Source organism: Idiomarina ramblicola (genome assembly GCF_003987255.1).
Lineage (GTDB): Bacteria > Pseudomonadota > Gammaproteobacteria > Enterobacterales > Alteromonadaceae > Idiomarina > Idiomarina ramblicola.
In genome coordinates this window covers 1-25,341 of the sequence record NZ_PIQC01000003.1, presented here as the reverse complement: position 1 = coordinate 25,341, position 25,341 = coordinate 1, and the positions used below count along the sequence as shown (strand labels likewise).

Sequence of the window (25,341 nt, the reverse complement as noted above, 5' to 3'; positions counted from 1 at the left end):
TGCGGTAAACTCGTCTATGACAAAAACAAGAATAGTCTACCTGGTTGAACAGCAGCCAGAGCGTCGTCAGCATTTTGAAACGGTATTAACCTTTATTGGTGAAACCGTTGAAGTCATATCTCCTTCAGACACTCTTAAACTCTCTGCTGCAGATGCACTTTGTGTTATTGCAGGCAACGGCGTGGGTAACTTACATGAGTTAGCCGGTAACTCACCTCAGCTCCCCTTTATTTGCGCTAGTGATGGTCAGAATTCTGCGTTGCAGCAAGCCAATGTTATTGGCCCACTGGAAGAATCATTTGACTATTCCAGCTTGTCTAACATGCTGCATTACTGTCAGGCCTATCATCAGCAAATGCCGGTGAAGCCGGCGCGAAAACGACATCCGGGTAGTGGCAAACTCGAACAGACTTTGGTTGGTAACGGGCGCACAATGAAACATGTGCGGCAGCTAATAGAACAAGTGGCGGTAACCGATGCGAATGTGTTGGTTCTGGGTGAGTCGGGCACGGGTAAAGAAGTGGTTGCCCGAGGTATTCACGACTTGTCTGAACGCAGCAAAGGGCCGTTTGTTCCAGTTAACTGTGGTGCGATACCGGGTGACCTGCTGGAAAGTGAACTCTTTGGGCACGAAAAAGGTGCGTTCACTGGCGCTATTGGTGCGCGCAAAGGTCGCTTCGAACTGGCTCAGGGCGGCACTCTTTTTCTTGACGAAATTGGCGATATGCCAATGCCAATGCAGGTAAAACTGTTACGCGTTTTGCAGGAAAGAACTTTCGAGCGCGTTGGGGGCAATAAAAGTATTATTGCCGACGTGCGCGTGGTTGCTGCAACACACCGTGAGCTGGAGCAGATGATCATTGACGGTAAATTTCGTGAGGATTTGTATTACCGTTTGAATGTTTTTCCGATTGAAGTGCCGGCCTTGCGGGAGCGTCAGGAAGATGTACCTCTGTTATTGCAGGAGCTGACCCAGCGCTTTAAGAAGGAACGTGGTGTTGGCGTGCGTTTTACTGAGCGGGCGTTAGAGTCTTTGTCGTATCATCGCTGGCCCGGCAACGTGCGCGAACTGACTAACCTAATTGAGCGCTTGACCATTATGCACCCCGACAGCCTGGTCGATGTACCCGATTTGCCGCCCAAATATCAGCACGTTGAACATAATGCCCCAACACCGGATTACCCGGAGGAAATGCTGGAACGTGAAGCGCTGAGTGCTATTTTTAACGAAGCCGATGAGGACGAAGTTGCTCCTGCGGGGGATTCTGAATTACCCGATGACGGTGTTAACTTGAAAGACATGCTGACCGAAATTGAAACCGGTATGATAGCTCAGGCTTTGGAAAAGTCGGACTGGGTTGTAGCTAAGGCCGCAGAGTTATTGAGTATGCGCCGCACGACGCTCGTTGAAAAGATGAAAAAGTACGGAATTCAGAAAGACTGAAGTCACAGCGTCAGTCTTTTGACAATCATAATATCCTCGTAATCAACTGATAAATAAAGAAAATATACTGGCATTCATTTTGCATTAACACGGTCATAGTCGTTAATTGGAGATGTCAGTATGGCCACTTATCATCAAATTATTGATGCCATGCCTAATGCCGTTATTTTGCTGGACAGTCATGGGGTTGTGGATTATTGCAATGACAATGCAACGAGCCTTTTAGAACACCCGTTGAAAAGCTATCTTTGGCGCGAACTGGTGAGTGAACTGTTTGCTCCCAAAGCCGATGACTGGCATGAGGTGTCTCTTCGTAATGGACGCCGGGTGCGGTTAGACACCTCGGTAGTGAATGAAAAGCCGGGGCAGTTGATTGTCTTAACGGACTTAACTGAAACGCGCCGATTACAAAATCGTATTAGCCATTTGCAACGCTTGTCTTCTATGGGAAAAATGGTGGCCTCTTTGGCGCATCAAATTCGGACGCCTTTATCGGCTGCGATTCTCTATGCTCAAAACTTGAAGCAGGGCACTATTTCTACAGTGAAACAACAGCGTTTCTCCGGGAAGCTGTTATCCCGGCTGCACTCGCTGGAACAGCAGGTTAATGACATGCTGTTGTTTGCCAAAAGTGGTGAGCAACCGATGCTGGAGGAACTCAATACCAACACGTTGATTCAGCAAGTCATGATGAATACTGAAAGTTACGCTGAGCAACACCAGGTGAAAATTAACTGTATCGATGAGAGTGTTGGTGTGGTGCTACGGGCGAATCAAACAGCGTTGGTTGGTGCAATACAGAACCTGCTCAATAACGCGGTTGATGCCAGTCAGCCAGGGCAAGAGGTGTTAGTAAAAACCGATATTGATGACGTTAGCTGGCGGGTATCGGTTATTGATGCGGGAGCGGGTATCCCACCCGAAAAGCAAGACAATGTCTTTACGCCGTTTTTCACCGAGAAATCTAATGGTACGGGGCTGGGTCTGGCCGTTGTTCAAACGGTAATTAAAGCGCACAACGGGCATATTGACTGGGAGAGTCAGTTGGGTAAAGGCAGTCGATTTACGCTGTCACTGCCAGTACATGAATGGTCAGAAAGCCTGTTGAGAGAGGTGCGTTATGGCTGAGCGACAAGTATTGGTTGTGGAAGATGATGTCTCGTTGCGTGAAGCCATTGTCGATACTCTGGAACTGGCCGATTGTCAGTGTCTTGAAGCAGCTAACGGTGAAGAAGCCTTATTGATTCTGAAAAAAGAGCCGGTTGCGTTGGTTATCAGTGATGTTCAAATGCCGGGAATTGACGGTTTGCAGTTGTTGCGCAGTATGAACAACCAGCAGTACGACATTCCGGTTATCATGATGACCGCCTTTGCTAAGGTCGATGATGCAGTTGTCGCTATGCGTGAAGGGGCTGTCGACTACCTGACCAAGCCTTTCTCAATAGAAAAGTTACAGACGCTGGTGCAGCGCTACCTGCCCGATGGCGCGATTAATGATATTGAGCCTGTTGCAGAAGAGGACTCGAGTCAGGCCATTTTAAGTATGGCTCGCAAAGTTGCAGCCAGTGATGCCAGCGTTATGGTGACCGGACCGAGTGGTACCGGTAAAGAAGTGCTGGCGCGTTATATTCATCAGCACTCTGATCGCGCTGCCGGACCGTTTATAGCCATTAATTGCGCGGCGATACCAGAGAATATGCTGGAGTCTATGCTGTTTGGGTATGAAAAGGGCGCCTTTACCGGTGCGAATCAGTCATCGCCCGGTAAGTTTGAGCTGGCGCAGGGCGGTACCCTGTTGCTGGACGAAGTGACTGAAATGGCCATGCATTTGCAGGCAAAGTTACTTCGAGTTATTCAGGAGCGCCAGGTAGAGCGACTGGGTTCACGTAAAACCATACAACTTGACGTTCGCTTAGTTGCAACCTCTAACCGCGACTTGCAGCAAGCGGTACGCGAAGGTCAGTTGCGGGAAGATTTAATGTACCGCCTGAACGTGTTTCCGTTGCACTGGAAGTCGCTACGTGAACGACCTGCGGATATCGTTCCCTTAGCTGAGAACTTATTACAGCGACATAAGCAACGTTCTGGCATTAAAACGCCCGTCAATTTCTCGACCGCTGCAGTACAGCAACTACAGGCATACGCCTGGCCCGGCAACGTACGCGAACTGGAAAATGTGGTGCAACGGGCGTTGGTTCTGCATCGTGGCGGTGAGATTCAACCGGACGACTTGATGCTGGAACTGAATGACGTTGCTGAGTCCGCTACTGTATTTCCGGAGCAAGTGAGTGTTGCTGATGATAAATCGGAAAACCTTGACGAATCGCTTTTTCATCAAGAGTACCAAATTATCAAAGAAGCACTGCAACGCCACCAGGGAAAACGTCAACCCGTAGCTGATGAGCTGGGGATCAGTCCACGCACGCTACGTTATAAACTCGCGAAAATTCGTGAGCAGGGGCTTACCCTAACAGGTTCTTAAACGCTATCTGGAATAGACCTACCTGTACGTCTGGCCCTGTTTCTCAGGGCTTTTCTTTACACAGCCTTACAAGTTGGCATTTTGCTTGCATAGTTAACCTTAAATACAGTCAGTGATGAATTTTTGACGGGGTTAATTATGAAAGTGGAAGCAAACGCACTTTACCAACAGTTACAGTCTATGGCGACTCAGGCTTCTCAGCGTGACCAGCCGGCGAATGTGAATGCCCTGCAAGGCAATACTGCTCAGGCTGACTTTTCCAATATGCTGAAAAATGCAATGGATAACGTCAACGAACTGCAACAGACCTCAGGTGATTTAAAAACCCGCATGGAGCTTGGTGACCCAAATGTCACGCTGGAGCAAACCATGATAGCCAGCCAAAAAGCTGGCATTGCGTTTGAGGCAACTGTTCAGGTACGCAACAAAGTGGTTGATGCGTACAAAGAAATTATGTCAATGCCGGTATAACCGCAGCAGCACTGGAGATATGAGTCGTGGCTGAATCAACAGACCTAATGGTACAAGATACTGATTTACCTGACAGCAACAGATCAGGCAATGAAGACGGTAGTGAAAAGACCAGCATGATGACAATGCTGGGCAATTTTGACATGCTGCGTCAGGTCATTGTCGTGTTAGCGCTGGCTATCTGCGTCGCAATTGCAGTTTTTATTATGCTGTGGGCGCAGGAATCAACGTATCGTCCGCTGGGTAAACTGGAAACTCAGGAGTTGATCAGTACGCTCGACTACATGGATGCGAACGGCATTGAATACCAAGTAGAGGGCAATACGGTTTCGGTTCCCGACGAAAATTACGAAGCTATTAAGCTGCAGTTAACTCGTGCCGGCGTTGATTATGGTAACTCCACCAACAATGGTTCTGAGATATTGATGAGCGAGCCGGGCTTCGGTGTGAGCCAACGCCTTGAACGTGAACGACTCATTCATTCCCGCGAAGTTCAGCTTGCCCGCGCTATTGAAGAAATTAAGAAAGTGTCCGGGGCTCGGGTACTGCTTGCTGTTCCAAAAGAAAATGTATTTGCCCGTCGCGAAAAGCAACCGAAAGCATCGGTCATGCTCAATGTACGTGGCGGAACCTCGTTAAGTGAAGAAGAAGTCGCGTCTATTGTTGATATGGTGGCATCGTCAGTCACCGGTTTGAATACTGAACATGTAACAGTAACGGACCAGGCCGGGCGTTTGCTGAACTCGGGGTCGCAAAGCGCATTGGCAGCGCAAAGCTCACGCGAGTATCAAATTGAGCAAAAGCGCGAAGAAGAATACCTTGAGAAAATAGACAGTATTTTGATTCCTGTACTGGGTTATGACAACTACACCGCCCAGGTCGATGTCACCATGGATTTCACTCAACGCGAAGAAACTCAGCGTCAGTTTAATCCTGATATGCCGGCAATTCGCAGCGAAATGACGGTAGAGAACCGCTCTGTCGGTAGCGCAATCGGCGGCATTCCGGGCGCATTGACTAACCAGCCTCCATTGGAATCGGACATTCCTGAAGAGGCTGGAACCGGTAACGCCGCGGGTGGTGCTAACGGCAGTACCCATCGTGAAGCGACCCGCAATTACGAGCTTGATAACTCGGTTACGTATACCCGTAACCAAACCGGTACGGTTAAGCGTCTTAGTGTTTCTGTTGCGGTTAATCATGAAGCGGTAGCGGGTGAAGCTGGCGAAGGGGAAACTCAGTCGCGTAGCGCAGAAGAGATGGCGAATATTCGTCGTTTGCTGCAAGGTGGTTTAGGGTTTGATATTAACCGGGGCGATAGCATCGAAGTGGTTTCAGTGCCCTTTGCAGAGTTACCTGACTTAGGCGCTGGAGAAACCCCTGTATGGGAAGAGCCGTGGTTCTGGCGTGCGTTCCGTCTGGTGATGGGTGCATTGGTTATTATGGTACTGATTTTGGCAGTGGTTCGTCCAATGCTGAAGAAACTGATGAATCCGGAGTCGGGCGTTGAAGATGATGCTGAAGCCTTCCTTGATGAGGAATCAATGGGCGATGAAACCATTGATCTGTTATCCTCACAATTTGACGAGAGTGCGGTTGGATTTGGTGCTGATGGCAGCCTGCAATTACCGGATCTGCACAAAGATGAAGACTTGCTGAAAGCGGTCCGGGCATTGGTTGCCAATGAGCCTGAACTGTCTTCACAAGTGGTTAAAGCGTGGTTGAACGAAGATGCCTGATCAAAATACGAAAACCAAGCGTAGCAAAGTTGAGTTTGACGTTGATACTTTAGAAGGGGTTGAGAAAGCGGCAATTTTGCTACTCAGCTTGTCAGAAGAAGACGCGGCTCAAATTCTTAAGCACCTGGAACCCAAGCAGGTGCAGAAAGTGGGTATGGCGATGGCGAGCCTGGAAGACTTTAACCAGGACAAGGTCAACGCGGTACACCATTTGTTCCTTGAAGAAATTCAACGCTTTACCAATATCGGCTTTAAGAGCGAAGAGTTTGTGCGTAAAGCTCTGACTTCCGCTCTGGGTGAAGACAAAGCCGGTAACTTGATTGAGCAGATTGTGATGGGCGGTGGCTCAAAAGGTCTGGATTCACTGAAGTGGATGGATTCCAAACAAGTCGCGACCATTATCCGTAATGAACACCCGCAGATTCAAACCATCGTTCTTTCTTACCTCGACCCTGAGCAGAGCGCCGAAATTATGGCGCAGTTCCCGGATAAAGTGCGTCTGGATTTGATGATGCGCATAGCCAATTTAGAAGAAGTTCAGCCAGCTGCGTTGCAGGAACTGAACGAAATTATGGAAAAACAATTTGCCGGTCAGGCGGGGGCTCAAGCTGCGAAGATGGGCGGCCTGAAGGCGGCGGCAAATATCATGAACTACCTGGATACCAACATCGAAGGTCAGTTAATGGACTCTATCCGCGAGCAGGACGAAGAGATGAGTCAGAATATTCAGGATCTGATGTTTGTATTCGAAAACTTGGTCGATGTCGACGATCGGGGTATTCAGAACTTGCTGCGTGAAGTTGAAGGTGAAGTTCTGCAGAAAGCGATGAAAGGCGCAGACGAAGCGGTTCAGGAAAAAATCTTTAAGAACATGTCAAAACGTGCCGGCGACATGCTGCGTGATGACCTTGAAGCCATGGGACCAATCCGTATTAGCGATGTAGAAGCGGCGCAGAAAGACATTCTTGCTGCAGCTCGCCGTCTGGCTGACGCAGGTGAAATTATGCTTGGCGGCGGTGGCGGTGACGAATTCTTATAAGGGCTTAACGCATAATGACCGATGATAAAGACGTAACACATCGTTGGGATTTACCTGACATGACATCTGAAGAGCTCAAACAAGGCTCTCAGGTCAATGCGTTAAATAAGCCTCGCCGCTGGCAATACGAGCCGCCGGAAGCCGACAACGAGCAAGAGGAAGAACTGAAACCTCTGACCGCTGAGCAATTGGAAGAAATTCGTCAGGCGGCGCGGGAAGAAGGCCATAAAGAAGGCTTTGATGAGGGCCGTAATGAAGGTCTTAAAAAAGGTTACGATGAAGGTTACGAAGCGGGTAAGAAGGAAGGTTTTGAAGCCGGCGAGCAGCTAGGGGTTGAAGCCGGCAAAGAGGCGATGCAGGAACAACAGCAACAACTGAGTGTGTTATTACAAAGCTTGTCCCATCCTAATGAACGGATTACCGATTCGGTTCAGGAAGAATTGATTGATATGGTCACTGAATTAACACGAGTGATATGTCTGAACGTTGCGGCAAATTCGAAAGAGTTAGTGGTTAATGCGGTACGCGAGGCCATTGCGGTTCTGCCAGTAACGGACCAGCGCGTTATTATTCATCTGAATGAAGACGATTTAGATTTACTGCAAAGTGTATACGGCGAAGATGAGCTGAAAGAAAAAGGCTGGCTGCTGAATAAAGATGAATTACTGGAACGCGGTGGCTGTCGGGTTACCACTGAAAGCTCGACCATTGATTACACCCTGAGCAGCCGCATGGAAGATGTATTCTCCAAAGTAAAAGGTTAACCCATGAGTGCTTCTGAACGCTTAGTCGAACAATTACGTAAAAAGCGGGAACGCATTCAGAAACCCTCGGTGGCGGTGTCAGGTTACTTGACCCGTGTGGTTGGCTTGATGTTTGAGGCGGTTGGTTGCCGGGCACCGGTTGGCTCAAGTGTGGCGGTTGAAGCTGACAGTGGCGACATTGAAGCCGAAGTGGTCGGTTTTGAGGGTAATATCAGTTATCTGATGCCAACCGAAGATGCTCACGGAGTGATCCCCGGGGCCAGAGTGAGGCCTCTGAACCGGAAGAATCAATTGCCTTTGGGAATGGAGTTGCTTGGACGTGTTATTGACGCCCGTGGCGAGCCTCTTGATGACAAAGGTCCTATTTTCTCTGACGGCAAAACGTACCGTAGCAAACCGATGAATCCGTTGAACCGACGCCAGGTCAAGCAACCACTGGATGTCGGGGTAACTGCAATAAACGCTTGTTTAACGGTGGGGCAAGGTCAACGAATGGGCCTGTTTGCCGGCAGTGGTGTCGGTAAAAGTGTGCTGTTGGGCATGATGACACGTGGTACGACGGCGGATGTGATTGTGGTGGGCCTGATAGGTGAGCGTGGGCGTGAGGTCAAAGAATTTATTGAAGAAATTCTGGGTGAAGAAGGTCGTGAGAAAGCCGTGGTTATTGCGGCTCCGGCGGATCAGTCCCCGTTAATTCGTCTGCGCGGCTGTGAAACCGCTTCTCAGGTTGCGGAATACTTTCGTGATCAGGGGTTAAATGTGTTGTTGCTAATGGACTCATTAACCCGTTATGCCATGGCGCAGCGGGAAATCGCGTTGGCCGTTGGTGAGCCTCCTGCGACCAAAGGTTATCCGCCCTCGGTTTTTGCGAAATTGCCGGCGCTGGTTGAACGAGCGGGGAACGGTGGTGACGGACAAGGCTCCGTCACAGCGTTTTATACGGTTTTAACCGAGGGCGATGACCTACAGGATCCGATTGCCGATTCCGCCCGGGCCATATTGGATGGACACATTGTCTTAAGCCGGGAGCTGGCGGACAGTGGCCACTATCCGGCCATTGATATTGAAGGCTCTATTAGTCGTGTGATGCCGCAAGTGGTCTCGGAAGAACATATGCAACAGGCTATCCAGGTACGGCAATGGTACTCAAACTACCGTCGAAATCGCGACCTGATTTCCATTGGTGCTTACACCCGGGGCAGTGATCCTGCTATTGATCAGGCCATTGCGATGCAGCCACGGGTGAGTCAGTTTTTGCAGCAGAAGATGCAGCAAGTAGTCAGCTACGATGAGAGCTTATTGTTATTGAATCAGTTACTGAACCCGAATCAAAAACAGTCTTCAGCCGGAGGCTTATAATGTATGGCTGATTTGACACAGTTGCAGATGTTGCTCGAGTTAGAGCAACGGCGGGAAGATAAAGCGGTTCAGGATTTTGCTCAGGTTCAGCAGCAAGTGCAGGAGCAACAAATGCGTCTGGACGGTATGTCAAAATACCGACTCGACTACCTGAACCAGCTGCAGCAAAGGGGGCAGAGTGGTATTGCTTCAATACAGGTGGGTCAGTATCACGCTTTTGTCGGGAAGCTGGATGAAGGTGTAGAGCAGTTGCACCATGACATCATTAAATTGCAACAAGTGCTCCAGCAACGCAAGGAGCGCTGGCTGGCTCAGCGGCGCAAACGCGAGTCGGTGGGATTCTTAATCAAAGAAAAGCAAAAGCGTGAGGAAAAAGTGCAGGCTCGAAAAGAACAAAAGAACATGGATGATTTTAGCAGCCAGCGATTTATCCGTGACAGAAAATAGTTGGAACAAAAATTGCTAGCTTATTGGGCAAGAAGATTAAGAGAAGCGTCAATAGGCACTTAATTCAGGAAAAAAATTATGCAACAGCTGCTCAATTTAACCGAATCCTCAGATAACTTTGCGCGCCTGGGTAAGGGCAAAGACCTGTCATTGAAGACCGCTGACAGCGAAGGTGGCGAATTCTCGCGGTTGATGTTAAAGCAAAATGCTGGCGATGAAGAGCTGCAACAATTGGCCGCCAAAATAGAAGCGCATCAGGCAGGCAATAGTAAAGTCGAAGGCGGAGAGAGTGATCGTAAAAATGTTGGTGAACCGGTTACCCGGAATCTTTGGGAACTGCTGCAACAAATGAAGCAGGAAAGCGCCGATGTTAATGCTGAAGACCCTGCTACTGCTGTTGAAGAACTGCCAATTGAGACTGAGAGTAGTGAATTTGAATTGGGCGATAAAGAATTGTCCGAAATGTTACAGGCGCTCTTAGCTAAGCTGGATTCAGCCAGTGATGGTGAGAGTGAGCAGGCAATGACAGATGCTGAGCGGCAGAAGTTTGCCGATCAACTGCTAGCCGGCATGACTGAAAGTGATAAACAGGCATTGCAGTCCAAATTGCAACAGATGATACAGGCTATTGAACAGGGCAATAAGCAAGGTGAAGCGGTTGAAGATGCGGGTAAGTTTATTGTTAACTTACTGGAGCCTATGTTACCGAAAGCCGATGCGGATAAGTTATTGGCCGGTAATGAAAAGGCGTTGACACAGGCGTTGAACCAGGCAGCCGAACAAGCTATCGCGCAGCAGTCCGTGGATAAAGGAACAACCAAGCCGCAAAGTTCAGAAGAACTGCTAACTCTATTAAAGCAGTTGGAGCAGCAGGTTTCGGCACAAAAGTCGAAAGGTGAGAATAGTGAGCTGAGCCTGGCGGAACAGAAAAAATTACAGCAATTTACCACTGAATTACGTCAGCTTTTAGCGGGTCAAAATAACGGCACCGATAAGTCTCAGGCGTTAAGTAAAGATCAGGCGGCTAAAGCAGAGCAGCTGTTGGCAGAAATACGACAACTATTAAAAGGTCGCACCGGGCATAGTGAAAAAGCAGCGGAGCCGATAAAGGTAGCCGAGCAGGCGAATGACTCAGAGTCGGTTATTACTGCGACTAACGTGAAGGCTGGTAAAGAAAAAGCCGAGGCTGGCGATACTGCTAATAAGAACAGTGACAGCAAACAGCCGGCGAACAAGGCCGATGGTTTAGCCAACGCGGTCGATGTCGATACAAAGCTGCCGGATACAGCTCAACAGAACCAAGTATTCAGAAACAACACTGACGCGTTGACTGATGCTAACGCTGCCCGAGCAATACAAGGTCAGATGGTGTCTACGACACAAGGCACCGTAGCGGCTAATGAGTCGAGTCAGAGTAACACTTTGCAGGCCCTGCAGCGTCCTCTGGACTTGCAACAGACAGAAGCATCGCAAAAGTTGCAGGAACGCATCAATATTATGATGAGCCGAAATATTCAGCGTGCTGACATACGGCTGGATCCGCCAGAACTTGGTAGTGTTCAAATTCGGGTTAACATGAGCGGTGAACAGGCCTCAGTGCAGTTTCAGGTGCAGAGTGCTCAAGCCAGAGATGCGGTAGAGACAGCAATGCCGCGATTACGCGAAATGCTGGAGCAGCAAGGCATTAACCTGACGGATACTCAGGTGGGCGAACAAAGTAAAGAAGGCGAGCGAACGGCCGGTGGACAAGCCGGATCCGCTGAAGAGTCCGAAGATTGGGCGGTAGAAGGTGAAATTGCTTTAGATGAAGGCCAGGTGATTGCTGACGGGCAAGTCGATTTCTATGTTTGAAACGGTATAACTAAACCAGCTATCAAGCTATAGTAACCGTCTGAGGACGAGAATACAGGAAATAGAGCATGGCGGAAGACAAAGACGATAAAGACGCTGAACAAACTGAAGAGCAGGCCGGTGGAAAAAAGAAAAAACTGATCCTGTTCGGCATTATCGGTATTGTTTTAATCATTACGGTAGTGCTTGTTTTATGGCTATTCGGAGGTTCGTCGTCTCAGGAGCAGCAGGCTTCAAGCGGAAGTGGTTCGCCAGCTCCGTCATCATCGCCTCGTCCGGAAATTGGTAACGCACTTTATGTTGGCATGCCCCGGGCCTTCGTTTTTATCGTTCCCGGAGACTCGCGAGAGCGAACGGTGCAAATTAAAGCGCAACTGATGGTGCGCGGCGAGGAAAATGAAGAACTGGCGAAAATGCACATTCCGTTAATTGAAGGAACCTTGCATGAAGTGTTTTCTTCGTCAACGGCAGACAGACTGAAAACAGCTGAGGGAAAAGGGCAATTGCGTGAGCTGGCCTTGGCAGAAGTTCGTTCCGCGCTTGAAGAAGTGACCGGAAACCCAGTTGTAGAACAGGTTTTATTTACCAGCTTGGTAATGCAATAAGTGAGCTATTATGGCGGTGAGTGACTTACTATCACAAGACGAAATTGACGCGCTTTTACACGGTGTCGACGACGTTGAAGAAGAGGACACAGGAAAAGAATCCGTTTCTGCGGATGCGCTCGACTATGACTTTTCGTCGCAAGATAGAATTGTCCGTGGGCGTATGCCAACGCTGGAAATTGTTAATGAGCGTTTTGCCCGTCATATGCGGGTGAGCTTATTTAATATGATGCGGCGTACCGCTGAAGTGTCGATTAACGGTGTCCAGATGATTAAATTTGGTGAGTACGTGCATACGCTGTTCGTACCGACCAGCTTAAATATGGTGCGTTTTCGTCCGTTAAAAGGAACGGCGCTTATTACCATGGAAGCGCGTTTGGTTTTCATTCTGGTGGATAACTTTTTTGGCGGTGATGGCCGGTACCATGCAAAAATCGAAGGCCGAGAGTTTACACCGACCGAGCGGCGAATTATTCAGATGCTACTGAAGCTGGTGTTTGAAGACTACAAAGAAGCCTGGGCTCCGGTGATGGATGTGGGCTTTGAGTATTTAGATTCTGAAGTTAACCCCGCCATGGCGAACATTGTCAGCCCGACTGAAGTTATCGTTATTAGTTCGTTTCATATTGAGTTAGACGGTGGCGGTGGTGACTTCCACATTGCTCTGCCTTACTCGATGCTGGAACCCATCCGCGAGTTGTTGGATGCGGGTGTGCAGTCGGATAAAGAAGACACCGACATGCGTTGGAGCAAAGCACTGCGCGATGAAATTATGGACGTTCCGGTGGAGATGATTGCCAAGCTGGCGCAAACTGAAATGTCGTTACGTGAAGTCATGGATTTGCGTGAAGGCGATGTTATTCCGCTTGAATTACCCGATGATTTAACCGTACTAATTGAAGATTTACCGACTTTCCATGCAAAAATGGGACGTTCAAGAGACAACGTTGCTCTGAAGATTTCGGAGAAGATTAAGCGTCCGGAAACAGTGAAGTCGGATATTCATATGTTGACTCGTGGTGGCCGCCGAATTGGTGGAGATGCCGAGTTACAACAGTTAGAAGAAGATATTGATTTATAATAATTGCTGCTTGAGAAAGTGAGGTTGCAACATGAGTAACGATGATAAAGATATGGATGACTGGGAAGCAGCAATGGCTGAACAGGAAGCTGCGGAAGAGGAAGAGAGTGGCGAGTCTGAGGCCGAAGAAGGCGGAGATAAGTCATCCAGTCATTCCGGTATGGATAACGTGCAGACTGCGGAGCTGGAAGAGCTGAGAGAGGACGAGCCCGTAACGGAAGAAGAGAAGCGCAAGCTGGATGCGATTCTGGATATTCCGGTGACCATTTCGATGGAAGTGGGTCGTAGCCAAATTAGCATTCGTAATTTGCTGCAATTAAATCAGGGGTCTGTGGTTGAACTGGAACGAGTTGCCGGTGAACCGCTGGACGTATTAGTTAACGGCACCTTGATTGCACACGGTGAGGTGGTTGTTGTTAATGATAAATTCGGGATACGCTTAACCGATGTTATTAGTCAGATTGAACGTATTCGTAAGCTTCGTTAGTTTGCTGCTTTTACCTTCTGTTGCGCAAGCACAGACAGAGGAAAAGGCTGGCATTATCTCAGGCAACGACATAGGCGCCATGGTTTTGGCGCTTTTTGCCGTTTTAGTGGTGATCGTGGTTTTAGCGTCTTTGCTTAAGCGCTTTAATCTGAAGTTCCAGGGCACGTCTGGTATGAAAGTGCTCAGTAGCGTATCTTTGGGAACCAAAGAGCGGTTAGTGATTGTTGAAGTCGGTGGGCAAAAATTGCTGCTTGGCGTAACACAACAACGTATCGACTGCCTGAAAGAACTGCCGGGCGATATCAATCTGGAAGGAAAGGAAGAACAATGAACCGCTGGTTGCTGCTTTGTATTTTAGCCGTTCTGTGTCTGCTGCCTGAACAAGCGTTTGCCTGGCAGGATCTTACCGCCGTTACGGTAAAAACAAACCCGGATGGCAGCGAAGAGTATTCAGTAACACTGCAAATTCTGGCGATAATGACGGCTCTGACTTTCATTCCCGCCATGGTCATTATGATGACTTCATTTACCCGAATCATTATCGTTTTGGCTATTTTGCGTCAGGCAATCGGTTTGCAACAATCGCCATCAAATCAGGTATTGCTGGGTATTGCGTTATTTTTGAGTTTTTTCATCATGACGCCGGTATTGAACGAAATAAATGACAAAGCGCTGCAGCCGTACTTAAATGAAGAGATACAGTCGATGGAGGCTGTCGACCGGGCGAAGGCGCCAGTAAAGGCCTTTATGCTGGCACAAACGCGGTTAACCGATTTAGAAACTTTTGTAGAAATTTCCGGAACAGAAGGGGTTGAAGAGCCGGAAGACGTGCCTATGTCGGTGCTGATACCGTCGTTTATTACCTCCGAACTCAAAACTGCCTTTCAAATCGGTTTTATGCTGTTCATTCCGTTCTTGATTATTGATTTGGTGGTCGCCAGCGTTCTCATGGCCATGGGTATGATGATGTTGTCACCCATGATTGTCTCCTTGCCCTTTAAGCTGATGTTGTTTGTACTGGTTGATGGCTGGAGTTTAACTATGAGTACCCTGGCCGGAAGTTTCGGGGTCTAGGAGGCGCTATGTCACCAGAAATGTTTCTCGACATTTTTCAGGAAGCTCTGAAAACCATTGTGATTATGGTCGCCTTTATTATTGTCCCCGGGCTTTTGGTGGGGTTGGTGGTTGCGGTCTTTCAGGCAGCAACTTCCATTAACGAACAGACCTTGAGTTTTTTACCTCGCTTATTAGTCACGCTTGCGGTTATTGGTCTTGGTGGTCACTTCCTGACGGAAACCGTGATGGATTTCACTATCGAGATGTTTAACCGGATACCTGAAGTGGTCGGCTGATGGACCTGGTCACGTCGGTTCTGCTGGAATGGCTGGAGCAACATCTGTGGCCATTGACTCGAGTGTCTTCAATGATCATGAGCATGGCACTTTTTTCCGGTACGATTGTTAACTCCCGTGTGAAAATCTTTTTATCTTTAGCCATCATTATGGCTGTCTCGCCCGCATTGCCCGATGTTAATCCAGGCGTTGAAATGATGTCGGTGGGTGGTTTTCTGGTCACTGCTCAGCAGATTGTCATTGGTGTCGCTCTGGGCTTGCTCTCTATTTTATTTCTGCAAACCTTTGTTTTGGGTGGGCAAATTATTGCAATGCAAATTGGTTTGGGGTTTGCCTCTATGGTCGACCCCACCAACGGGCAGCAAGTGCCGGTCATTGCACAGTTCTTTTTAATGTTGGCCAGTTTGGTTTTTCTGGCGTTCGATGGTCACTTGTTAATGATTCATATGGTGGTTGCCAGTTTTGATGCGATACCGGTGGGTATGACCGGGCTCGATGCCGATGCCTTATTTGCGGTGGCCGAATGGGGCGTTTATATGTTCTCCGCTGCGTTAACAGCAATGCTTTCCGGTGTCATTGCTCTGCTGCTAATCAACTTAAGCTTTGGCGTTATGACGCGAGCCGCCCCGCAGCTGAACATATTCGCGATTGGCTTTCCCATTACCATGGTCAGTGGACTTGTGGTTGTCTGGCTGACGATGGGCGGTTTTATCTTTCATTTCGAGAATCAGTGGGCTCGGGTTGTGCAGACCATGTGTGAAATACTGGGTAGTCAATGTGCTTAAATCGACTTTCGCTGACAAAGGGCAATAAGTATGGCTGAAACTGATCAGGAACGTACTGAAGACCCCACGGAGCGACGAAAACAGCAGGCCCGTGAAAAAGGGCAAATTGCTCGTTCAAAGGAGATGGGAACAGCCTTTGTGCTGGTTAGTGCCGCGGTGGCATTCTTTTGGTTTGGCGGTGCACTTTACCAGGGCGTGCGCAATGTATTTGAAACCATGTTCACCATTGATCGACAACAAGCTTTTGATACCACTAAAATTTATGATGCCTTTGCGATTGCTTTTGGCGAAGTGATGTGGCCGATTTTGACCATTTTTGCTTTTATTGTGGTCTTTACTTTTTTCGGAAATAGCTGGCTTGGAGGAATTAATTTCTCCAGTCAGGCGATGGCACCCAAGTTTAACCGAATGAGTCCGCTTAATGGCTTTAAGCGAATGTTTGGTGTTCAGGCCCTGGTCGAGCTGGTCAAAGCCATTGCCAAGTTTATGGTGGTCGCGGTTTCTGCGTACTTCCTGTTGAAATGGCAGTTTGTCGACATTTTGCAGATGTCGATGGGGCAAATGCCGACCATGATTGGAAATGCGCTGGATACGCTTTTATGGATGTTCTTATTGCTGTGCTGCTCAATGTTTTTGATTGTGGTTATCGACGCGCCTTTTCAGCTATGGAAACACAACAAAGACCTTAAAATGAGCAAGCAGGAAGTTAAAGACGAACATAAAGACACAGAAGGAAGCCCTGAAGTTAAAGGGCGTATTCGCCGTTTGCAAATGGAAATGGCAAATCGCCGAATGATGCAGGAAGTTCCCAAGGCGGATGTGGTCGTGACCAACCCGACGCATTACGCTGTTGCATTGAAGTATGATGACGGAGGCGTACAGGCACCGGTTCTTCTGGCTAAAGGAACGGATGAAACGGCAGCCAAAATTCGTGAAATTGCACTGGAATATGAAATTCCTTTAGTTGCTTCCCCTGGGCTGGCCCGCTCTATTTATCACACGACTGAGCTGGAAAAAGAGATTCCAAAAGGCCTGTTCATAGCGGTAGCACAAATTCTTGCTTACGTTTACCAGTTACGTATGTTTAAGCAGGGACAAGCCAAACGTCCGAAGAAGCCGCCGACCGATAAAGATATTCCGGATGACTTGCGTTATTAATCCATCATTTGCGCGTTGGGTCGGGCTGCTATATCATTCGCCACCATTCGAGCCGTTATCGGCAGTGACTAATTTGGACTGAGCAGTTATGGCAAAACTTTCATTGTGCCTGGCACAGCTGGACTTTACGGTTGGTGCCATTCACAACAACACCGCCTTAATTTTAAAAACTTTGCGTGAGCAGGGTGAGCAACATGACATTATTGTTTTCCCTGAGCTGGCAATTACGGGGTATCCGCCGGAAGATTTATTGTTCCGTGACGACTTACATCAGGCGGTAGATAATGCGGTTGAGCAAATAAGCGCGGCAGCTTCTGACTGTGTGGTTATCGTCGGTCACCCTCAAGCCGTGGGGGGAGAACTGTTTAATGCAATGTCAGTTTTGCATCGTGGTGAGTGCTTACTTCGTTACTTTAAACAACGTCTGCCGAACTACGGTGTTTTTGATGAGCAACGGTATTTCATACCCGGGCACCAGAGCCAAGTGTTTGAATGGCAGGGTGTTCGTATTGGTTTGCAAATTTGCGAAGACTTGTGGCATCCACAGCCACTGCAACAGTTGCTGGATGATGATATCGATCTGGTGCTGTCAATTAATGCCTCTCCGTATGAACTGAACAAACACGAGCAACGCTTAGGTGTTCTCAAGCAACGCGTCGCCGAAGCGGGAAAACCCATTTTATATTTGAATAATTGTGGCGCTCAGGACGAACTGGTGTTTGATGGCCATTCGTTGGTTTTAGATGCAAAAGGTGAGTTGGTTGCCGAGTTACCGCATTGTGAAATGACGACAGCAACCGTAACTTACGAAGACAAACGTATTAGTTGTGCTGGTTTTGAGGCGCATGCCGAGCAAAATGATCTGGCTCATGTTTATGACGCTTTGGTGCTGGCGGTGCGTGACTATGTGACCAAGAATGGTTTCTCCGGCGTTGCATTGGGTTTGTCAGGTGGTATCGATTCAGCATTAACTTTGGCAATAGCAAGCGATGCCCTCGGAGCCGATAAAGTTCACGCGGTTATGATGCCGTTCCGCTACACCTCAGATATGAGTCTGGAAGACGCAGAGAAACAAGCTGATACCTTAGGCGTTCGTTACGACGTAGTGCCAATTGAGCCCATGTTTAATGAATTTATGACTCAGTTGGGACCGTTATTCGGACAGAATGAAACCGATACCACCGAAGAAAATCTACAGTCCCGCTGTCGTGGTGTATTGCTTATGGCGTTATCGAATAAAACCGGTTCTCTGGTGTTAGCGACAGGCAATAAAAGTGAAATGGCCGTGGGTTATGCGACTTTATACGGTGATATGTGTGGTGGTTTTGCCCCAATCAAAGACATTCCTAAGCTGTTGGTTTACCAGCTGGCTGAGTTTCGCAATAGCCGAGGGGACTGCATACCACAGCGGGTGATAGATAGACCACCTTCTGCTGAGCTGGCACCGGATCAAGTCGATTCTGATTCCCTGCCAGACTATGGCGATTTGGATCGCATTCTGGCATTGTATGTAGAAAGAGACTGGTCGGTAACCGATATTATTGCTGCTGGGTTTGCGGAGGAAGATGTTCGCCGGGTGATTCGCCTGGTGGATCTCAATGAATATAAGCGTCGGCAATCTGCGACCGGGCCTAAAGTGACGCCACGTAACTTTGGTAAAGATCGCCGTTATCCCATTACCAGTCACTATCGCCATGAATTACAGCGACAAGGTCAATAGGACAAATACTGATGAAAAAAGTTGAAGCCATTATCAAGCCGTTTAAGTTAGACGATGTGCGCGAAGCACTGTCTGAAGTTGGCATTGCGGGTATGACAGTGTCAGAGGTCAAAGGCTTTGGTCGTCAAAAAGGGCATACTGAGCTTTATCGTGGCGCAGAGTATATGGTCGACTTTCTGCCTAAAGTCAAACTGGAAGTTGTGATTGCTGATACTGAAGTCGAGCGTTGCATTGAAGCGATTATGGAAACGGCTCAAACGGGTAAGATTGGTGATGGGAAAATTTTTATCACCGACATTGAGCGTGTTATTCGCATTCGTACTGGAGAGGAAAACGAAGACGCGGTATAGGCTACCGCGTCTGCTGTATTCTGAATATTACCGGGTTGAAACTAACCGGTTCTCAGGAAAGTTTGCCCGCAATACTTTCATTGCGTCTTCACGTAACTCTGGCAACTCAAGCTGTTCATAGCTTTCAACCATCATAGCCAATGCATTCTCAACTTCTGGCGTATCTGAGTAATGCTTTAATATATAACGAGCGCGGTTAGCCGCGGCTAGGTAAGCCTGGCGCTCCATATAATATTGGGCAATGGCTAGCTCTTTCTTAGCTAAACGACTTTTTAACGCAATCAAACGTTGTTTAGCATCAGCTGCGTATTCGCTATCAGGGTATTTGCGCACCAATTCGGCAAAGTCTTTAAACGCTTCTTCTGCCATAGATGAATCACGATCGGAACGGTCAACACCGGCTAAGTCATGCACGGCGTTATGCTCAGCTCGTTGGTTTACTAAGCCTCGCATATAAAGTGCGTAATCGACATCTTTATGATTTGGGTTAAGACTGATAAAACGATCAACCGCCGCTAACGCTTCGTCTGTGTTATCGAGCTTATAATGCAGATAAATAAGATCTAACTGAATTTGATGAGCAAAAGGACCAAAAGGATAGCGGCTATTGAGACTGGATAACTGATTTTGTGCCAGACTTAAATTGCCACTGGCCATGCTTCTTTGAGCCTGGTCATACATGGCTTCAATTTGAGTTTTTGACACCTGCTCTTCTTCGGACTGGCTTGAGCAACCCGCTAACATTAACCCCAGAACCGAGGATAAAACGACGCTTCGGCCTAACTTATTACTTAACATATTATGAAGGATTCCCTTTATTTTTTTGGCGCTGCACCGGCAAACCGTTACACTAGCATATTCTTGCATTCTAACGCAGCCGTAAAGGCTTTGACAGTCGAAACCCAATATATGAACAAAAGCATTGAATTAGAAGCCATTGTTACCGAGTCTCAAGCTGGAAAAAGATTAGACCAGGCGCTTGCAGAGTTGTTCCCTGAGTACTCAAGGTCACGGTTAAAAAGCTGGATAACCGATGGAAAAGTAACCGTTGATACCCAAGTTATCGAAAAACCGCGAGAAAAAGTGGTTGTCGGGACTCTAGTAGCTGTAGACGCCGAAATCGAAAGCGAAGAACGGCATGAGGCACAGCCGGTCGAACTGGATATCGTCTACGAAGATGACGATATTTTAGTCGTTAATAAGCCTGCCGGACTGGTCGTGCACCCAGGTGCTGGAGCACCGGACCGAACGTTGTTGAATGGCTTATTACACTATGATCCGCAACTGGACTTAGTGCCGCGGGCTGGAATCATTCATCGGTTAGATAAAGATACCACGGGGCTGATGGTTGTGGCGCGGAACGTGCCGGCACAGACTCAGTTAGTGTCGATGATGCAGGACAGGGAGATCACTCGCGAGTATGAAGCGGTTTGTAACGGTGTGATGACGGCGGGCGGCATGGTTGAGCAGCCGATTGGCCGTCATCCGACAAAACGTACGCACATGGCCGTTGTGCAGTCAGGCAAACCGGCAGTGACTCATTATCGAGTGCTGGATAGGTACAGAGCACATACGCTATTGCGGTTGCGCTTAGAATCAGGCCGAACTCACCAAATTCGTGTACATATGGCACATATCCGGCATCCATTGGTTGGTGATTTAACTTATGGGGGCCGCCCGCGACCACCAAAACAGTCTGAAGATCGTCTATTGCAAACCTTGCGAGGATTTAATCGCCAAGCTTTACATGCGGCATCACTGGGGTTGCACCATCCTATTACTGGAGACTGGCTGGAGTTTACTGTTCCCCGACCCACAGATTTTCAATATTTGATTGAAGAACTGCGTATAGATAATGAACGCTTTAAATCAGTCTGAGGGAATTATGTTCCCAGACTGGGAACTGCCGCCAAATATTCATGCGGCAGTCACCACCAGAGCGTTTGGGAATCTGGCTGTGCACGTGGGAGATGACCCGGCTGCTGTTATTTTACGTCGTCGCAGGTTGCAGCGAGAACTTGAGTTACCAAGAGCGGTAACTTGGTTACAGCAACGGCACACCGATAAGGTATTGCAATGGCCTTTTAAGTCCGCCGTTGCGGATGCAGCCTACAGCCAATTCCCCAATAGTGTTTGTGCGGTATTAACGGCAGACTGTCTCCCTATTCTTTGTTGTTCCGATGATGGAAAAGAGATTGCTGCCGTCCATGCGGGTTGGCGAGGCCTGGTTGATGGGGTGTTGAGAGAGGCTTTGGCAAGCTTTAAAGCCGAAGCGGCCAATATTCGTATTTGGATAGGGCCATCCATTGGCGTTCAGTCTTTTGAAGTTGGGAATGATGTGCGTGATGCCTTTATTGCGTGTAACTCATCAAACGTTGATCACTTTATTTCTCATTCGAATAAATGGTTGGCCGATTTAGCGTCGATTGCGGCTGATGAGTGTCTGCGTGCAGGCGTTAAAAGTGTCACGAAGAGCGGTGACTGCACTGTGCGTCATAACGCGAGCTGGTACTCCTGGCGTAAAGAAAAGGCTGCAGCAAGATTTGCGTCAATTATTTGGCGAAATTAACCCCAAACACTTGAATATGCGCAAAAAGTACCCACATTTAATCTAACGCAAGAATTAAGGTGAGGAAGTACTCATGCGACACGATAAATTTACCAGTAAGTTTCAGATGGCCATTGCCGATGCCCAGTCGATTGCTTTGGGACGTGACCATCAATTCATCGAACCCGTCCATTTAATGCAGGCCTTGTTGGATCAAAATGGAGGCTCAGTGCGTCCATTATTTACCATGTTAGGTGTGGACATTCCCAAGTTCAGAGCAAACTTGTCGAAAGCACTGGATGGATTACCTCAGGTTGAAGGCACTGGCGGCGACGTGCAGTTATCTCAAAACACGGCCCAGTTACTGAATTTATGTGATAAATATGCTCAGAAGAGAAATGACTCGTACATTTCTTCAGAGTTGTTTCTATTGGCGGCAACAGAAGATAAAGGCAAGCTCGGCGATATTTTCCGTCAGCAGGGCATAAAACGTGATGCGTTGGAAAAAGCCATTAACGATATTCGTGATGGCGAAAAAGTGGATGACCCGAATGCCGAAGATAAACGCCAGGCTTTGGATAAATACACCATTGATTTAACCGAGCGAGCTGAACAAGGCAAGCTTGACCCCGTTATTGGCCGGGATGAAGAAATTCGCCGGACTATTCAAGTATTGCAGCGCCGCACGAAAAACAACCCGGTTCTTATCGGCGATCCGGGGGTCGGTAAAACCGCTATTGTTGAAGGCTTAGCGCAGCGCATTGTTAATGGTGAGGTACCTGAAGGCTTAAAGCACAAACGGGTATTATCGTTAGATTTAGGCGCATTATTAGCCGGTGCGAAATTTCGTGGTGAATTTGAAGAGCGGTTAAAAGCGGTACTGACCGAACTTTCAAAAGAGGAAGGTCGGATTATTCTGTTCATTGATGAAATGCACACCATGGTTGGAGCTGGTAAAGCAGAAGGCGCCATGGACGCCGGGAATATGTTGAAGCCTGCTCTGGCTCGGGGGGAATTGCACTGTGTTGGCGCCACTACGCTGGATGAGTATCGTCAGTATATAGAAAAAGATGCGGCACTTGAGCGACGTTTCCAGAAGGTGCTTGTCGATGAGCCCAATGTGGAAGACACCATTGCTATTCTACGAGGCTTAAAAGAACGCTATGAATTACATCACTCTGTAGAGATTACCGACCCGGCTATTGTTGCTGCGGCGTCGTTGTCACATCGTTATATCAGCGATCGGAAGTTGCCGGATAAAGCCATCGACTTAATTGATGAAGCGGCATCGAGTATTCGTATGCAAATCGACTCTAAACCGGAAGATTTGGATCGTCTGGAGCGCCGGATTATTCAGTTGAAGCTCGAACGTCAGGCGTTGCAGAAAGAAAAAGATGATGCCAGTAAGAAACGCCTGGAAATTCTGCACGACGAGCTTGATGATCAAGAACGCAAATACGAAGAACTGGAAGAAGTGTGGAACACTGAGAAAGCAGCAGTACAAGGTACTCAACATATTAAAGCTCAATTGGAGCAAGCGCGAACGGATATGGATATTGCTCGTCGGGCAGGTGATTTAAATCGCATGTCAGAGCTTCAGTATGGCCGCATTCCGGAACTGGAAAGACAGCTCGATTTAGCCCTGCAAGCCGAAATGCAGGATATGAGCCTGCTAAAAAACCGTGTTACCGAGGAAGAGATCGCGGATGTATTGTCGCGATGGACGGGTATTCCGGTTAACCGCATGCTCGAGGGCGAACGTGAAAAACTGCTGCATATGGAAGAACAGTTGCACAGTCGCGTGGTTGGTCAAAATGAGGCGGTGGAAGCGGTTTCTAATGCTATCCGTCGTTCACGGGCTGGACTTGGCGATCCAAACCGGCCCATTGGATCCTTCTTATTCCTTGGACCGACAGGCGTGGGAAAAACAGAGCTATCCAAAGCTTTGGCAAACTTCATGTTTGATACAGACCATGCCATGGTGCGCATTGATATGTCTGAATTCATGGAGAAGCATTCGGTTGCCCGTCTGGTTGGTGCGCCTCCTGGCTATGTTGGCTACGAAGAAGGCGGTTACTTAACCGAAGCTGTACGGCGTAAACCCTATTCGGTCATTTTGCTCGACGAAATTGAGAAGGCGCATCCGGATGTTTTTAATATCTTATTGCAGGTACTGGACGATGGACGCCTAACCGATGGGCAGGGACGCACGGTCGATTTCAAAAACACCGTTATTATTATGACCTCTAACCTGGGCTCAGATTTGATTCAGGAGCATGCCAAAGAGCATACCTATGAGCAAATGAAAGCCGAAGTCATGGAGGTACTGGCACATCATTTCCGTCCGGAGTTTATTAACCGAGTGGACGAGACCGTTGTCTTTCATCCACTGGGTGAGAGTGAAATTCGCTCTATCGCTGAATTCCAGTTACAGCTTCTTTATAAACGTTTGGAAGAAAAAGAGTATCAGCTAGAATTGGATGATGGGGCTTTGTCGCATTTGGCCAGAACCGGTTTCGATCCCGTTTTTGGCGCTCGTCCTCTGAAACGTGCTATTCAGCATGAGCTGGAAAATCCGTTAGCGCAAAAAATCTTGTCAGGCGAGCTAGAGCCTGCTAAACCGATCAAAGTAAGTGTCGAAAATGAGCGGCTGGTGATCACGCAATAACCTTAAGGGGTTTCGGGCATTTCCTGTTCGAAGCCCTAATGTGGTAACCTGACTACTTTCATATTAGTGACTAAGAGTGTTTTATACATGAGTAATGACAGCTCAAATACCAGTGGTAAAAGCCGCGGTATCTATTTACTGCCAAACTTGTTTACAACTGCCGGCTTGTTCTCAGGCTTTTATGCCATTGTCGCATCGATGAACGATCGCTTTATTGAAGCGGCAGTAGCGATATTCATCGCAATGGTTTTCGATGGACTGGATGGCCGGGTTGCGCGAATGACGAATACGGAAAGCGATTTCGGTGCTGAATTCGACAGTATGGCCGATATTGTCTCTTTTGGTATGGCTCCGGCTTTAGTCATGTATAACTATGCATTGGCGGATCTTGGAAAAATCGGCTGGTTAGCGGCGTTTATTTTTGTGGCTGGTGGTGCATTACGACTGGCGCGCTTTAATACCAACTTAGGCTCCTCCGATAAAAAGTTCTTCCAGGGACTGGCGATACCCAGTGCCGCGGCTATTGTCGCAGGTTTAGTGTGGGTCGGTTCTGAGTACGGTGTTGATGGAAGCGATATGGGTGGTTTCGCTGCTGTAGTCACTATTTGTGCGGGCTTGTTGATGGTGACCAACTTCCGTTACCACTCTTTTAAAGATGTGGACTGGAAGGGGAAAGTTTCCTTTTTAGTAATTTTGGTTATCGTGTTGGCTTTCGTGATTGTCGCGACGCAACCATCATTAGTCTTATTCTCTATCTTCTTTTTATATGCTTTGTCGGGACCGGTACTAACTATCAAAAATGTGAAGAAGTTAAAGCTGGGTCATGTTGTTGGTGATGATGACGAAGATGATGCAGACTTTAATGACAATAAAGAGACCAAAAAAGAAGCAGAGAAGGCTGAGAAAGAAGATTAAAACACCAAATTGGTGAAGTTCTGAGCAAACGATCAAAGTGGCCTGAAAAAGATCTTGAAAGGCTCACCGAGATCAC

At 48.0% G+C, this 25,341-nt stretch carries 25 protein-coding genes; 24 read left to right on the top strand and 1 reads right to left on the bottom strand.

The genetic code is table 11. From position 1 onward, the window contains the following. The first annotated feature begins 16 nt into the window (after window positions 1-16). From CWI78_RS03675 to glnB, 20 genes are all read left to right on the top strand, one after another. Window positions 17-1,444: a sigma-54 dependent transcriptional regulator gene (locus CWI78_RS03675; protein WP_126780382.1), complete on the top strand. Its 1,428-nt coding sequence runs from the start codon at window positions 17-19 to the stop codon at window positions 1,442-1,444. A 120-nt stretch (window positions 1,445-1,564) separates the two neighbouring features. Further along, complete coding sequence (locus CWI78_RS03670) at window positions 1,565-2,572, top strand: sensor histidine kinase (RefSeq protein ID WP_126780380.1); 1,008 nt, start codon at window positions 1,565-1,567, stop codon at window positions 2,570-2,572. Then, the gene (locus CWI78_RS03665) at window positions 2,565-3,926 is read left to right on the top strand and encodes a sigma-54-dependent transcriptional regulator (RefSeq protein WP_126780378.1); all 1,362 of its coding nucleotides are present in this window, start codon (window positions 2,565-2,567) and stop codon (window positions 3,924-3,926) included. Before CWI78_RS03670 ends, CWI78_RS03665 begins: the two co-directional genes overlap by 8 nt. Window positions 3,927-4,064: 138 nt before the next feature. Continuing rightward, the gene (gene fliE, locus CWI78_RS03660; RefSeq protein WP_054490644.1) at window positions 4,065-4,397 is read left to right on the top strand and encodes a flagellar hook-basal body complex protein FliE; all 333 of its coding nucleotides are present in this window, start codon (window positions 4,065-4,067) and stop codon (window positions 4,395-4,397) included. Window positions 4,398-4,444: 47 nt separating this feature from the next. Then, entirely contained in the window at window positions 4,445-6,136 is a 1,692-nt protein-coding gene (gene fliF / locus CWI78_RS03655) for a flagellar basal-body MS-ring/collar protein FliF (RefSeq protein ID WP_208642034.1), read from the top strand. Beyond that, entirely contained in the window at window positions 6,129-7,175 is a 1,047-nt protein-coding gene (gene fliG, locus CWI78_RS03650; RefSeq protein ID WP_126780374.1) for a flagellar motor switch protein FliG, read from the top strand. The genes fliF and fliG overlap by 8 nt, the downstream gene beginning before the upstream one ends. A 14-nt stretch (window positions 7,176-7,189) precedes the next feature. Beyond that, entirely contained in the window at window positions 7,190-7,939 is a 750-nt protein-coding gene (gene fliH, locus CWI78_RS03645; RefSeq protein ID WP_126780372.1) for a flagellar assembly protein FliH, read from the top strand. Between the two features lie 3 nt (window positions 7,940-7,942). Beyond that, window positions 7,943-9,298: a flagellar protein export ATPase FliI gene (gene fliI, locus CWI78_RS03640; protein ID WP_126780370.1), complete on the top strand. Its 1,356-nt coding sequence runs from the start codon at window positions 7,943-7,945 to the stop codon at window positions 9,296-9,298. Between the two features lie 3 nt (window positions 9,299-9,301). Beyond that, window positions 9,302-9,745 carry a flagellar export protein FliJ gene (gene fliJ / locus CWI78_RS03635; RefSeq protein ID WP_126780368.1) on the top strand — a complete coding sequence of 148 codons (444 nt, stop codon included), beginning with the start codon at window positions 9,302-9,304 and terminating at the stop codon, window positions 9,743-9,745. Window positions 9,746-9,823: 78 nt separating this feature from the next. After that, window positions 9,824-11,596 (top strand): flagellar hook-length control protein FliK, encoded by a 1,773-nt coding sequence (locus CWI78_RS03630; protein WP_126780366.1) that lies wholly within the window; start codon window positions 9,824-9,826, stop codon window positions 11,594-11,596. A 68-nt stretch (window positions 11,597-11,664) separates the two neighbouring features. Beyond that, window positions 11,665-12,201, top strand: a complete 537-nt coding sequence (gene fliL / locus CWI78_RS03625; RefSeq protein WP_126780364.1) for a flagellar basal body-associated protein FliL — start codon at window positions 11,665-11,667, stop codon at window positions 12,199-12,201. A 16-nt stretch (window positions 12,202-12,217) separates the two neighbouring features. Further along, window positions 12,218-13,282 (top strand): flagellar motor switch protein FliM, encoded by a 1,065-nt coding sequence (gene fliM, locus CWI78_RS03620; RefSeq protein WP_126781026.1) that lies wholly within the window; start codon window positions 12,218-12,220, stop codon window positions 13,280-13,282. 31 nt (window positions 13,283-13,313) lie between these two features. Beyond that, a complete protein-coding gene (gene fliN / locus CWI78_RS03615) occupies window positions 13,314-13,769 on the top strand; it encodes a flagellar motor switch protein FliN (RefSeq protein WP_126780362.1) in 456 nt (151 codons plus the stop codon). Then, complete coding sequence (gene fliO / locus CWI78_RS03610; RefSeq protein WP_244213066.1) at window positions 13,744-14,100, top strand: flagellar biosynthetic protein FliO; 357 nt, start codon at window positions 13,744-13,746, stop codon at window positions 14,098-14,100. The genes fliN and fliO overlap by 26 nt, the downstream gene beginning before the upstream one ends. After that, window positions 14,097-14,843 carry a flagellar type III secretion system pore protein FliP gene (gene fliP / locus CWI78_RS03605; protein ID WP_126780360.1) on the top strand — a complete coding sequence of 249 codons (747 nt, stop codon included), beginning with the start codon at window positions 14,097-14,099 and terminating at the stop codon, window positions 14,841-14,843. The genes fliO and fliP overlap by 4 nt, the downstream gene beginning before the upstream one ends. An 8-nt stretch (window positions 14,844-14,851) precedes the next feature. Further along, a complete protein-coding gene (gene fliQ / locus CWI78_RS03600; protein ID WP_054490666.1) occupies window positions 14,852-15,121 on the top strand; it encodes a flagellar biosynthesis protein FliQ in 270 nt (89 codons plus the stop codon). Continuing rightward, entirely contained in the window at window positions 15,121-15,906 is a 786-nt protein-coding gene (gene fliR / locus CWI78_RS03595) for a flagellar biosynthetic protein FliR (RefSeq protein ID WP_126780358.1), read from the top strand. The genes fliQ and fliR overlap by 1 nt, the downstream gene beginning before the upstream one ends. Window positions 15,907-15,936: 30 nt before the next feature. Beyond that, window positions 15,937-17,064, top strand: coding sequence for a flagellar biosynthesis protein FlhB (gene flhB, locus CWI78_RS03590; protein ID WP_126780356.1), 1,128 nt, complete (start codon window positions 15,937-15,939; stop codon window positions 17,062-17,064). Window positions 17,065-17,152: 88 nt separating this feature from the next. Then, the gene (locus CWI78_RS03585) at window positions 17,153-18,784 is read left to right on the top strand and encodes an NAD+ synthase (RefSeq protein WP_126780354.1); all 1,632 of its coding nucleotides are present in this window, start codon (window positions 17,153-17,155) and stop codon (window positions 18,782-18,784) included. 11 nt (window positions 18,785-18,795) lie between these two features. Further along, window positions 18,796-19,134: a nitrogen regulatory protein P-II gene (gene glnB / locus CWI78_RS03580; protein ID WP_126780352.1), complete on the top strand. Its 339-nt coding sequence runs from the start codon at window positions 18,796-18,798 to the stop codon at window positions 19,132-19,134. 27 nt (window positions 19,135-19,161) lie between these two features. Here the strand turns inward: glnB and CWI78_RS03575 are convergent, their stop codons facing one another. Then, window positions 19,162-19,932, bottom strand: coding sequence for an outer membrane protein assembly factor BamD (locus tag CWI78_RS03575; protein WP_126780350.1), 771 nt, complete (start codon window positions 19,930-19,932; stop codon window positions 19,162-19,164). 111 nt (window positions 19,933-20,043) lie between these two features. Between CWI78_RS03575 and rluD the strand changes: the two genes are divergently transcribed. From rluD to pssA, 4 genes are all read left to right on the top strand, one after another. After that, on the top strand, window positions 20,044-21,012 hold the full coding sequence (rluD, locus tag CWI78_RS03570; RefSeq protein WP_126780348.1) for a 23S rRNA pseudouridine(1911/1915/1917) synthase RluD: 969 nt from the start codon (window positions 20,044-20,046) through the stop codon (window positions 21,010-21,012). Continuing rightward, window positions 20,990-21,703, top strand: a complete 714-nt coding sequence (gene pgeF, locus CWI78_RS03565) for a peptidoglycan editing factor PgeF (RefSeq protein WP_126780347.1) — start codon at window positions 20,990-20,992, stop codon at window positions 21,701-21,703. The genes rluD and pgeF overlap by 23 nt, the downstream gene beginning before the upstream one ends. A gap of 73 nt (window positions 21,704-21,776) precedes the next feature. Continuing rightward, window positions 21,777-24,350, top strand: a complete 2,574-nt coding sequence (gene clpB / locus CWI78_RS03560; protein WP_126780345.1) for an ATP-dependent chaperone ClpB — start codon at window positions 21,777-21,779, stop codon at window positions 24,348-24,350. Window positions 24,351-24,437: 87 nt separating this feature from the next. Beyond that, window positions 24,438-25,265: a CDP-diacylglycerol--serine O-phosphatidyltransferase gene (gene pssA, locus CWI78_RS03555; RefSeq protein ID WP_126780343.1), complete on the top strand. Its 828-nt coding sequence runs from the start codon at window positions 24,438-24,440 to the stop codon at window positions 25,263-25,265. Window positions 25,266-25,341 lie beyond the last annotated feature (76 nt).

What these genes read in the sequence shown, in the direction of transcription:
- CWI78_RS03675 (WP_126780382.1), top strand. Translation starts at nt 17, where the DNA reads ATGACAAAAACAAGAATAGTCTACCTGGTTGAACAGCAGCCAGAGCGT.
- CWI78_RS03670 (WP_126780380.1), top strand. Translation starts at nt 1,565, where the DNA reads ATGGCCACTTATCATCAAATTATTGATGCCATGCCTAATGCCGTTATT.
- CWI78_RS03665 (WP_126780378.1), top strand. Translation starts at nt 2,565, where the DNA reads ATGGCTGAGCGACAAGTATTGGTTGTGGAAGATGATGTCTCGTTGCGT.
- fliE (WP_054490644.1), top strand. Translation starts at nt 4,065, where the DNA reads ATGAAAGTGGAAGCAAACGCACTTTACCAACAGTTACAGTCTATGGCG.
- fliF (WP_208642034.1), top strand. Translation starts at nt 4,445, where the DNA reads ATGGTACAAGATACTGATTTACCTGACAGCAACAGATCAGGCAATGAA.
- fliG (WP_126780374.1), top strand. Translation starts at nt 6,129, where the DNA reads ATGCCTGATCAAAATACGAAAACCAAGCGTAGCAAAGTTGAGTTTGAC.
- fliH (WP_126780372.1), top strand. Translation starts at nt 7,190, where the DNA reads ATGACCGATGATAAAGACGTAACACATCGTTGGGATTTACCTGACATG.
- fliI (WP_126780370.1), top strand. Translation starts at nt 7,943, where the DNA reads ATGAGTGCTTCTGAACGCTTAGTCGAACAATTACGTAAAAAGCGGGAA.
- fliJ (WP_126780368.1), top strand. Translation starts at nt 9,302, where the DNA reads ATGGCTGATTTGACACAGTTGCAGATGTTGCTCGAGTTAGAGCAACGG.
- CWI78_RS03630 (WP_126780366.1), top strand. Translation starts at nt 9,824, where the DNA reads ATGCAACAGCTGCTCAATTTAACCGAATCCTCAGATAACTTTGCGCGC.
- fliL (WP_126780364.1), top strand. Translation starts at nt 11,665, where the DNA reads ATGGCGGAAGACAAAGACGATAAAGACGCTGAACAAACTGAAGAGCAG.
- fliN (WP_126780362.1), top strand. Translation starts at nt 13,314, where the DNA reads ATGAGTAACGATGATAAAGATATGGATGACTGGGAAGCAGCAATGGCT.
- fliP (WP_126780360.1), top strand. Translation starts at nt 14,097, where the DNA reads ATGAACCGCTGGTTGCTGCTTTGTATTTTAGCCGTTCTGTGTCTGCTG.
- fliQ (WP_054490666.1), top strand. Translation starts at nt 14,852, where the DNA reads ATGTCACCAGAAATGTTTCTCGACATTTTTCAGGAAGCTCTGAAAACC.
- fliR (WP_126780358.1), top strand. Translation starts at nt 15,121, where the DNA reads ATGGACCTGGTCACGTCGGTTCTGCTGGAATGGCTGGAGCAACATCTG.
- flhB (WP_126780356.1), top strand. Translation starts at nt 15,937, where the DNA reads ATGGCTGAAACTGATCAGGAACGTACTGAAGACCCCACGGAGCGACGA.
- CWI78_RS03585 (WP_126780354.1), top strand. Translation starts at nt 17,153, where the DNA reads ATGGCAAAACTTTCATTGTGCCTGGCACAGCTGGACTTTACGGTTGGT.
- glnB (WP_126780352.1), top strand. Translation starts at nt 18,796, where the DNA reads ATGAAAAAAGTTGAAGCCATTATCAAGCCGTTTAAGTTAGACGATGTG.
- CWI78_RS03575 (WP_126780350.1), bottom strand. Translation starts at nt 19,932, where the DNA reads ATGTTAAGTAATAAGTTAGGCCGAAGCGTCGTTTTATCCTCGGTTCTG.
- rluD (WP_126780348.1), top strand. Translation starts at nt 20,044, where the DNA reads ATGAACAAAAGCATTGAATTAGAAGCCATTGTTACCGAGTCTCAAGCT.
- pgeF (WP_126780347.1), top strand. Translation starts at nt 20,990, where the DNA reads ATGAACGCTTTAAATCAGTCTGAGGGAATTATGTTCCCAGACTGGGAA.
- clpB (WP_126780345.1), top strand. Translation starts at nt 21,777, where the DNA reads ATGCGACACGATAAATTTACCAGTAAGTTTCAGATGGCCATTGCCGAT.
- pssA (WP_126780343.1), top strand. Translation starts at nt 24,438, where the DNA reads ATGAGTAATGACAGCTCAAATACCAGTGGTAAAAGCCGCGGTATCTAT.